Source organism: Streptomyces sp. NPDC047014, assembly GCF_040644195.1.
Lineage (GTDB): Bacteria > Actinomycetota > Actinomycetes > Streptomycetales > Streptomycetaceae > Streptomyces.
In genome coordinates this window covers 1-9,151 of sequence record NZ_JBEYVX010000139.1, presented here as the reverse complement: position 1 = coordinate 9,151, position 9,151 = coordinate 1, and the positions used below count along the sequence as shown (strand labels likewise).

Below are 9,151 nucleotides of genomic sequence, written 5' to 3'. Positions count from 1 at the left end.
CACTCTTCCCCAACCCCCCCCCCTCCCGAACCCCCTGCACCATCCCCCGCCCTCCCCCGCCCGCCCCCCCCTGGGCTGCTCCCCCCCCCCCCCCCCGGCGGGGTGGCCCGGCGCGCCCAGCGCGCCGGGCCACCGGCTTTTTCCGTCCCCGCCCGCGCCGGGCGGGATCAGGCGCGCAGGCCGCGGACCACCAGGGCGGTGACCGCCTCGAACTCGGTGAGGATCGTGGGGGAGGACCACTCCGCCGCGTACTGCGGGTCGTGGAAGCGGCCGGTGGCGTCGAACACCGCGCGGGCCGCCGCCGGTACGTCGGGCGCCGCCAGCGAACCGTCGGCCACGCCCTGGGCGATGATCCTGGTCAGCTGCTCGATCAGCTCCGTGAGGTGCTGGTCCACGGTGCCGCTGTTCTCGGCGAGGAGCACCGTGTACGTCGCGAACAGCTCCGGATCGTCCCCGGCCTTGTGGCGCTTGGCCTCGAACAGCGCCTCCAGCCACGCCTCCAGCTTGGAGGGGGCGCTCTCGGCGGGCGCGGAGGTGATCCTCTCCAGCATGACCACGCTCTTCGCGAGCCAGCGGTCCGTGACCGCCTCGCGCAGCGCGGCCTTCGAGGGGAAGTGCCGGTAGACGCTGCCGTGGCTGACGCCCAGGGCGCGGGCCACGTCCACCACGGTCGCCTTGGTCGGGCCGAAGCGGCGCAGCACCTCCTCGGTGGTCTCCAGGATGCGCTCGGGGGTCAGGGGCTCGGCAGCAGCGGGTGGCATGGGTACGACCGTACCGCCAGCTCAGTGCTCGCTGTCGAGGTGGGCCATCTGCGCCGCCGGATAGCGCTCGCCCGCCGCGGCCCCGGCCGGCACGGCCTCCTCGATGGCGTTCAGGTCTTCGGGACTCAGGGTTATCGCCATGGCACCCAGTGCCTCCGTCAGCCGGTCCCGGCGCCGGGCACCCACCAGCGGCACGATGTCCACCCCGTGGCGCGGGCCCTGCGCGAGCACCCAGGCGATGGCGGTCTGGGCCACGCTCACGCCCTTGCCCTCGGCCACCTTCCGCAGGGCCTCCACCAGGTCCAGGTTCCGGTCGAGGTTCTCCGGCTGGAAGCGGGGGCTCATCCCGCGGAAGTCGCCCGGGGCGAGCGCCCGGTCCCGGGCGAAGTGCCCGCTGATCAGGCCGCGGGACAGCACCCCGTACGCGGTGACGCCTATGCCGAGCTCGCGCGCGGCCGGCAGGATCTCCTCCTCGATACCGCGCGAGATCAGCGAGTACTCGATCTGGAGGTCCGCGATCGGTGCCACGGCGGCGGCCCGGCGCATGCTCTCGGCGCCGACCTCGGAGAGGCCGATGTGCCGGACGTGCCCGGCCTCGACCGCCTCGGCGATGGCCCCGACGGTCTCCTCGATGGGCACGTCCGGGTCCACCCGGGCGATCCGGTAGATGTCGATGTGGTCCCGGCCGAGCCGCTGGAGCGAGTAGGCCAGGAAGTTCTTGACGGCCTCCGGCCGGCCGTCATAGCCGGTGAACCCGCCCTCGACCGTGCGCAGCGCGCCGAACTTCACACTGGTCAGCGCCTTCTCGCGGGCCTCGGCGGGGGCCGTGCGCAGGGCTTCGTTGATCAGCAGCTCGTTGTGGCCCATGCCGTAGAAGTCGCCGGTGTCCAGCAGGGTCACCCCGGCGTCCAGGGCGGCGTGGATGGTCGTCAGCGATTCGGCCCGGTCCGCCTCGCCGTAGAGGGCGGACATGCCCATGCAGCCCAGCCCGATCGGGAAGACGGAGGGGCCGGTGCGGCCGAGGCGCGTCTGCGGAGTGGTGTTCTCGTTTTTCGTCATGCAACGAGAATGGCATGACGGGTGACAGATTTCAATATCTGTCACCCGTTAGCGTGGCTGACCGCAGGGCTCATCCCACGCCGGATCCCCACTGGAACCCCACCAGATCCCCGAACGGCCAGGTCAGACGCGCGGAGCGCCCGCCTCCGCGGGCGGCCCGACCGGCCCCTCCAGTCGGAGCGCCGTGCGCTCCGCCGTGCCCCGTGCCCAGCTCCCGCTGGTCGCCGCCCCCACCACGAGCACCAGCAGCCCGCACACCGCGATGATCCACCAGGCCGGCTGCGCCGCCGAGGAGAAGCCGGAGCCGTCCGCCAGCCCCGCAGCCAGCACCGAGCCGATCACCGCCACGCCCAGCGTGCTGCCGGTCTGCCGGCTGGTGGAGGCGATGGCGGCGGCCAGCCCCGCCTGCGAGCGGGGCATCCCGGAGACCGCCGTATTGGTGACGGGCGCGTTCACCATGCCGAAGCCCAGCCCGAAGAGCACGTACCCGGTGAACAGCAGCGGGGTGGACGTCTCGGCCTCGAAGAGGGCGAACAGCAGCCCGCTGCTGCCCATGGCGAACCCGGCGATCAGCAGGCAGATCCGGGGCCCCCGGCTGGCCACCAGCCGCCCGGACAGCGGGGCGAAGAGCGTGGTCAGCACCGCCATCGGCAGCATGTACAGCCCGGCCTCCAGCGCGCTGAGCCCCCGTACGTCCTGGAGGTACAGGGTGTTCAGGAAGAGGAAGCCGGCCAGCCCCGCGAAGGCGCTGACCGCGATCACCGTCGCGCCGCTGAACGGAGCGCTCCGGAAGAACCGCAGATCGATCAGCGGCTCCTCGCGCCGGGCCTCGTAGAGCACCAGGGACACGAGCGAGGCGAGGGCCACCAGGGCGCAGCTCATGATCAGCGGCGAGCGCCAGCCCTCCGCCGGGCCCTCGATGATCCCGTACGTCAGGCTGCCCAGCAGGGCGATCACCAGCAGCTGCCCCACAGGGTCCGGGCGCCGCGGCCGGGCCGCCCGGGACTCGGGGATGTGGCGCAGGGTCAGGGCGAGCGCGGCCACCCCGATCGGCAGGTTGATCAGGAAGATCGAGCGCCACCCCACGGTGTCCACCAGCAGTCCGCCGACCAGCGGGCCCGCGGCCATCGACACGCCCGCCACCGCCCCCCACACGCCGATGGCCCGGGCCCGTTCGCCCGGATCGGTGAAGGTGTTGGTGATGATCGACATCGCCACCGGGTTCAGCATCGCCCCGCCGACCGCCTGCACCATGCGGAAGACGACGAGCCATTCCAGGCTCGGGGCGAGCGAGCACAGCAGGGAGCCGACGCTGAACGCCACCAGACCGGCGAGGAACACCTTGCGCCGGCCGATCCGGTCGGCCGTGGAGCCCGCCAGCATCAGCAGCGAGGCCATGACCAGGGTGTACGCGTCGATGGTCCACTGCAGCCCCGCGACCGAGGCGTGCAGCTCACGGCTCATCGAAGGGAGGGCGACATTGAGCACGGTGTTGTCGAGGCTGACGATGAGCAGGCTCATGCAGCAGATCGCCAGGACGAGCATGCGCTGCCGGGGACTCGGCTCGATCATGCGCCGATGCTACGTCCGCCCGACACCCTCGGCATGCGGGACAATGGGCGGATGACCACGCTCCCCCCGCCGCTCGCGATCGGCCCGCACACCGTGCAGCCCCCGGTGGTGCTCGCGCCCATGGCCGGCATCACCAATGCCCCGTTCCGTACCCTCTGCCGGGAGTTCTCGGGCGGCAAGGGGCTGTTCGTGAGCGAGATGATCACGACCCGCGCCCTGGTCGAGCGCAACGAGAAGACCATGCAGCTGATCCACTTCGACGCGACCGAGAAGCCGCGCTCCATTCAGCTGTACGGGGTCGACCCGGTGACCGTCGGCAAGGCGGTCCGGATGATCGTCGAGGAGGACCGGGCCGACCACATCGACCTCAACTTCGGCTGCCCCGTCCCCAAGGTCACCCGCAAGGGCGGCGGCTCGGCCCTGCCCTACAAGCGGAACCTGCTGCGGGCGATCCTGCGCGAGGCCGTCTCCGGCGCCGGCGACCTGCCGGTGACCATGAAGATGCGCAAGGGCATCGACGACGACCACCTCACCTACCTCGACGCCGGCCGGATCGCCGTCGAGGAGGGGGTCACCGCCATCGCCCTGCACGGCCGGACCACCGCCCAGCACTACGGCGGCACCGCGGACTGGGACGCCATCGCACGGCTCAAGGAGCACGTCCCGGAGATACCGGTCCTCGGCAACGGCGACATCTGGTGCGCCGAGGACGCGCTGCGCATGGTCCGCGAGACCGGCTGCGACGGCGTGGTGGTCGGCCGGGGCTGCCTGGGGCGCCCGTGGCTCTTCAACGACCTGGTGGCGGCCTTCGAGGGCCGCCCGGAGGACTTCCACAAGCCGGCCCTGCGCGAGGTCGCCGCGACCATGCACCGGCATGCCCAGCTGCTGGGGGAGTGGATCGGCGACGAGACGCGCGGGGTGATCGACTTCCGTAAGCACGTGGCCTGGTACCTCAAGGGCTTCTCGGTGGGATCCGAGATGCGCAAGAAGCTCGCGGTGACCTCCTCCCTGGCCGAGCTGAACGCTCATCTGAGCGAGCTCGATCTGGATCAAGCATGGCCCGAGAGCGCGGACGGCCCGCGCGGCCGGACGTCCGGAAACAACCGAGTTGTCCTGCCGGACGGCTGGCTGAAGGACCCGTACGACTGCGCCGGTGTGAGCGAGGACGCGGAACTGGACACCTCCGGAGGCTGACAAATCGCCCTCCGTGGTGCGTGATATACGCCACGCATGGGAAGGGTTTCGCTCAGATGAGCGGCAAAGTCACGGGTAAGACTTTCAAAGGGTGGCACTGGGTGCCACCCTTTGTGCGTTCAATACTTGAACATAAATGGATCGATGATCGCTCATCCGAGCGTGATCAGGCCCCGAAACGGCCTCCTTCGTTCGGGAGGTGAACGCTCTTCCTACTTTCTGATTACCCATGAGTTACTTTCGATCTGCTGGCGCACGGGTGGTTACAGCCGTATGACGACCAAGTGGACGTACCCAGAAGCCTTCGATCTGGGTATGTTCCTGGCCGTCAGGGCAGCCACCGAGCCTCGAGGAGTCGAGACCCGTGTCGGAAAACAAAGATCAGAAGTTCGTCTACGACTTCACCGAGGGCAACCGCGACCTCAAGGACCTTCTCGGCGGCAAGGGTGCCAACCTCGCCGAGATGACCAACCTGGGTCTGCCGGTCCCTCCCGGCTTCACCATCACCACCGAGGCGTGCAAGGTCTACCTCGAGAGCGGTTCGGCCCCGGCCGACCTGCGCGACGAGGTCAGCACCCACCTCGCGGCCCTCGAGGCCACGATGGGCAAGAAGCTCGGTCAGTCGGACGACCCGCTGCTGGTCTCCGTGCGTTCCGGCGCCAAGTTCTCGATGCCCGGCATGATGGACACCGTCCTGAACATCGGCCTCTCCGACGAGTCCGTGGCCGGCCTCGCCTCCCAGGCCGGTGACGAGCGCTTCGCGTGGGACTCCTACCGCCGCCTCATCCAGATGTTCGGCAAGACCGTCCTCGGCGTCGAGGGCGAGCTCTTCGAGGACGCCCTCGACGAGGCCAAGGCCGCCAAGAAGGTCACCGTCGACACCGACCTCGACGCCGCCGACCTCAAGAAGCTCGTCGCGTCCTTCAAGAAGATCGTGGCGAAGGAGGCCGGCCGCGAGTTCCCGCAGGACGCCCGCGAGCAGATGGACCTCGCCGTCGAGGCCGTCTTCAACTCGTGGAACACCGACCGCGCCAAGCTCTACCGCCGCCAGGAGCGCATCCCGAGCGACCTGGGCACCGCGGTCAACGTCTGCTCCATGGTCTTCGGCAACCTCGGCCCCGACTCCGGCACCGGTGTCGCCTTCACCCGCGACCCCGCCAGCGGCCACCAGGGCGTCTACGGCGACTACCTCCAGAACGCGCAGGGCGAGGACGTCGTGGCGGGCATCCGCAACACCGTGCCGCTCGCGGACCTGGAGAGCATCGACAAGACCTCCTACGACCAGCTCATGACGATCATGGAGACGCTGGAGACCCATTACAAGGATCTCTGCGACATCGAGTTCACCATCGAGCGCGGCCAGCTGTGGATGCTCCAGACCCGCGTCGGCAAGCGCACCGCGGGCGCGGCCTTCCGTATCGCCACCCAGCTCGTGGACCAGGGCCTGATCGACGAGGCCGAGGCGCTCCAGCGCGTCAACGGCGCCCAGCTCGCCCAGCTGATGTTCCCCCGCTTCGACGAGAACGCGAAGACCGAGCTGCTCGGCCGCGGTATCGCCGCCTCCCCGGGCGCGGCCGTCGGCAAGGCCGTCTTCGACTCCTACACGGCCGTCAAGTGGTCCCGCTCCGGCGAGAAGGTCATCCTGATCCGCCGCGAGACCAACCCGGACGACCTGGACGGCATGATCGCCTCCGAGGGCATCCTGACCTCGCGCGGCGGCAAGACCTCGCACGCCGCCGTCGTCGCCCGCGGCATGGGCAAGACCTGTGTCTGCGGCGCCGAGGAGCTGGACGTCGACACCAAGCGCCGCCGGATGACCGTCGGCGAGACGGTGATCGAGGAGGGCGACGTCGTCTCCATCGACGGCTCCACCGGCAAGGTCTACCTCGGTGAGGTACCCGTCGTACCCTCCCCGGTCGTCGAGTACTTCGAGGGCCGCATGCACGCCGGCGCCGACGACGCCGACGAGCTGGTCCAGGCCGTGCACCGGATCATGGCCTACGCCGACCGCGTCCGCCGCCTGCGGGTCCGCGCCAACGCCGACAACGCCGAGGACGCCTCCCGCGCCCGCCGCTTCGGCGCCCAGGGCATCGGCCTGTGCCGTACGGAGCACATGTTCCTCGGCGAGCGCCGCGAGATGGTCGAGCGCCTGATCCTCGCCGACACCGACGGGGAGCGCGAGGACGCCCTGAGCGCCCTCCTGCCGCTGCAGAAGACCGACTTCGTCGAGCTGTTCGAGGCGATGGACGGGCTGCCCGTCACCGTCCGCCTGCTCGACCCGCCGCTGCACGAGTTCCTGCCCGACATCACCGAGCTCTCGGTGCGCGTCGCGCTCGCGGAGTCCCGCAAGGACGCCAACGAGAACGACCTGCGCCTGCTCCAGGCCGTCCACAAGCTGCACGAGCAGAACCCGATGCTGGGTCTGCGCGGTGTCCGCCTGGGCCTGGTCATCCCCGGTCTGTTCGCCATGCAGGTCCGGGCGATCGCGGAGGCCGCGGCCGAGCGCGTGAACGCCAAGGGCGACCCGCGCGTCGAGATCATGATCCCGCTCGTGGGCACCGTCCAGGAGCTGGAGATCGTCCGCGAGGAGGCCGACCAGGTCATCGCGGAGGTCGAGGCCGCCACCGGCACCAGCCTCAAGCTCTCCATCGGCACCATGATCGAGCTGCCGCGTGCCGCCCTGACGGCCGCCCAGATCGCGGAAGCCGCGCAGTTCTTCTCCTTCGGCACGAACGACCTGACCCAGACGGTGTGGGGCTTCTCCCGCGACGACGTCGAGGCCAGCTTCTTCACCGCGTACCTGGAGAAGGGCATCTTCGGGGTCTCGCCCTTCGAGACCATCGACAAGGACGGCGTCGGCTCCCTCGTGCGCCACGCGGTCGAGCAGGGCCGGGCCACCCGCCCCGACCTCAAGCTCGGCGTCTGCGGTGAGCACGGCGGCGACCCGGAGTCCGTCCACTTCTTCCACGAGGTCGGCCTCGACTACGTCTCCTGCTCGCCCTTCCGGATTCCGGTGGCGCGCCTGGAGGCGGGCCGTGCGGCCGCCGAGTCCAAGGGCAGCGACAGCCGCTGAGCCCCGGCCCCCTCGCGGGGCCCCATAGACCGCGCCTGTCCCCGGGTTCCCTGACTGCCCGGGGGCAGGCGCGCCTCTTTTTGTTGTTCAACAAATCTTTACGCCAGCAGGCGGTGGACGGATCCCCACCCGTCCACCGCCGCTGTCATTCTGCCGGGCACGTCGGCGCTTCCCGGTGCGACCGACCGCCAGGCCCCGCAAAGCCCCCCACGGCCTTCGCGGAGCGTTTCGGTCGCACCGGAGTGTGCCCGGCGGAGTACAGGATTTCGGTTGTCACGCCCCTGCCGAAAGGGGTTTCAACTGTGGCTGAAAGGGCGTGGTGACCACGTGTGACTGCGTGCATACTCATGGAGCGGGGGGATTGCGGTTGCACAGGTGGGGGTTCGGTGCTGCGTATCCATTTCACTGGAGTGGACCTGGCACGCGTACGGATGGCAGGGCGTCCCGATGCGTTGTGGGAAACGATTCTCAGCTTTCATCGCTTAAGAGACCGGCGTGACGCCCGGTTGTTCGGTGAATGGCGTACTGAAACCCGGAGCAGGTTGAATAGTGAAACACGCACCCTCGGTATGCTCATACCGAGTCGCGGTTATTTCCCGGATTTCCTGACCCCTGTGGAGGGGCAGTACGGATGGGACGTGGCGCTCGACGCCCTGCGCGGGATCCGTCCCGAGCGCATGCGGCGCGAGCTCCGGCTGCTCTCCGCCGGTACGCCGATGACCCCGCGCCTGCGGGAGTTCATGGACGGCGGCGCCAAGCACCTGCCCCGGCTGATGGGGGAGCTGCGCGCCTACCACCGGGCGGCCGTGGAGCCGTACTGGACCCATATCCAGGCCCAGATAGAAGCCGAACGGGCGGCACGCGGCCGCGCGTTGCTCGACGGCGGGGCCGACGAGCTGCTGGACTCGCTGCCGCCCATGCTGCGCTGGCGGGCGCCGGTGCTGGAGTGCGACTACCCGGTGGACCGGGACGTACGGCTGCGGGGGCGCGGGCTGCTGCTCCAGCCGTCCTTCTTCTGCCGGCGCACGGCGGTCACCCTGCACGATCCGGAGCTGCCGCCGGTGCTGGTCTATCCGGCCGCGGCGCAGCTCGCCTCCGCGCCGGGCGGCGGGGAGGCGGCGCGGCGGCCCGTGGAGGAGCAGCGGCAGCGGACCCTGGGCAAGCTGGTCGGGCACACCCGGTCGGTGGTGCTGCGGGCGATAGGGGACGGCGCGACCACGAGCGAGCTGGCCCGCCGGGCCGGGGTCTCGCTGGCTTCGGCGAGCCAGCACGCGTGCGTGATGCGGGAGGCGGGGCTGGTGACCACGCTGCGGCGGGGGAACGCGGTGCTGCATACCGTGACGCCGTTGGGGGCCGCGTTGCTCAAGGGCGGGGCGGTCGCCTCCTGAGCGTGGCCGCGCCCCGGCGGGCTATCAGTGACCTTCGCCCATCGGTAGGCAGGCGGCAGCAGCCATCGACAACTCGACCTCGTTACGGTACGCGCGGCTACGCC

The 9,151-nt window shown here is 70.3% G+C and carries 6 protein-coding genes; 3 read left to right on the top strand and 3 right to left on the bottom strand.

Annotation, left to right across the window (positions count from 1 at the left end; all coding sequences use genetic code 11):
• Positions 1–167: 167 nt before the first annotated feature.
• The 3 genes from ABZ873_RS32970 to ABZ873_RS32960 form a co-directional block, all read right to left on the bottom strand.
• A complete protein-coding gene (locus tag ABZ873_RS32970) occupies positions 168–761 on the bottom strand; it encodes a TetR family transcriptional regulator (RefSeq protein ID WP_360880172.1) in 594 nt (197 codons plus the stop codon).
• A gap of 21 nt (positions 762–782) precedes the next feature.
• Positions 783–1,820, bottom strand: coding sequence for an aldo/keto reductase (locus tag ABZ873_RS32965; RefSeq protein ID WP_360880169.1), 1,038 nt, complete (start codon positions 1,818–1,820; stop codon positions 783–785).
• Between the two features lie 123 nt (positions 1,821–1,943).
• On the bottom strand, positions 1,944–3,392 hold the full coding sequence (locus ABZ873_RS32960; RefSeq protein ID WP_360880166.1) for an MFS transporter: 1,449 nt from the start codon (positions 3,390–3,392) through the stop codon (positions 1,944–1,946).
• A gap of 51 nt (positions 3,393–3,443) precedes the next feature.
• On the opposite strand from ABZ873_RS32960, the gene dusB reads away from it, so the two are divergent.
• The 3 genes from dusB (at position 3,444) to ABZ873_RS32945 (ending at position 9,047) form a co-directional block, all read left to right on the top strand.
• Positions 3,444–4,586 (top strand): tRNA dihydrouridine synthase DusB, encoded by a 1,143-nt coding sequence (dusB, locus tag ABZ873_RS32955; RefSeq protein WP_360880163.1) that lies wholly within the window; start codon positions 3,444–3,446, stop codon positions 4,584–4,586.
• Positions 4,587–4,950: 364 nt separating this feature from the next.
• Positions 4,951–7,659, top strand: a complete 2,709-nt coding sequence (gene ppdK / locus ABZ873_RS32950) for a pyruvate, phosphate dikinase (RefSeq protein WP_360880160.1) — start codon at positions 4,951–4,953, stop codon at positions 7,657–7,659.
• A gap of 386 nt (positions 7,660–8,045) precedes the next feature.
• Positions 8,046–9,047: a winged helix-turn-helix domain-containing protein gene (locus tag ABZ873_RS32945; protein ID WP_360880157.1), complete on the top strand. Its 1,002-nt coding sequence runs from the start codon at positions 8,046–8,048 to the stop codon at positions 9,045–9,047.
• Positions 9,048–9,151: the final 104 nt, after the last annotated feature.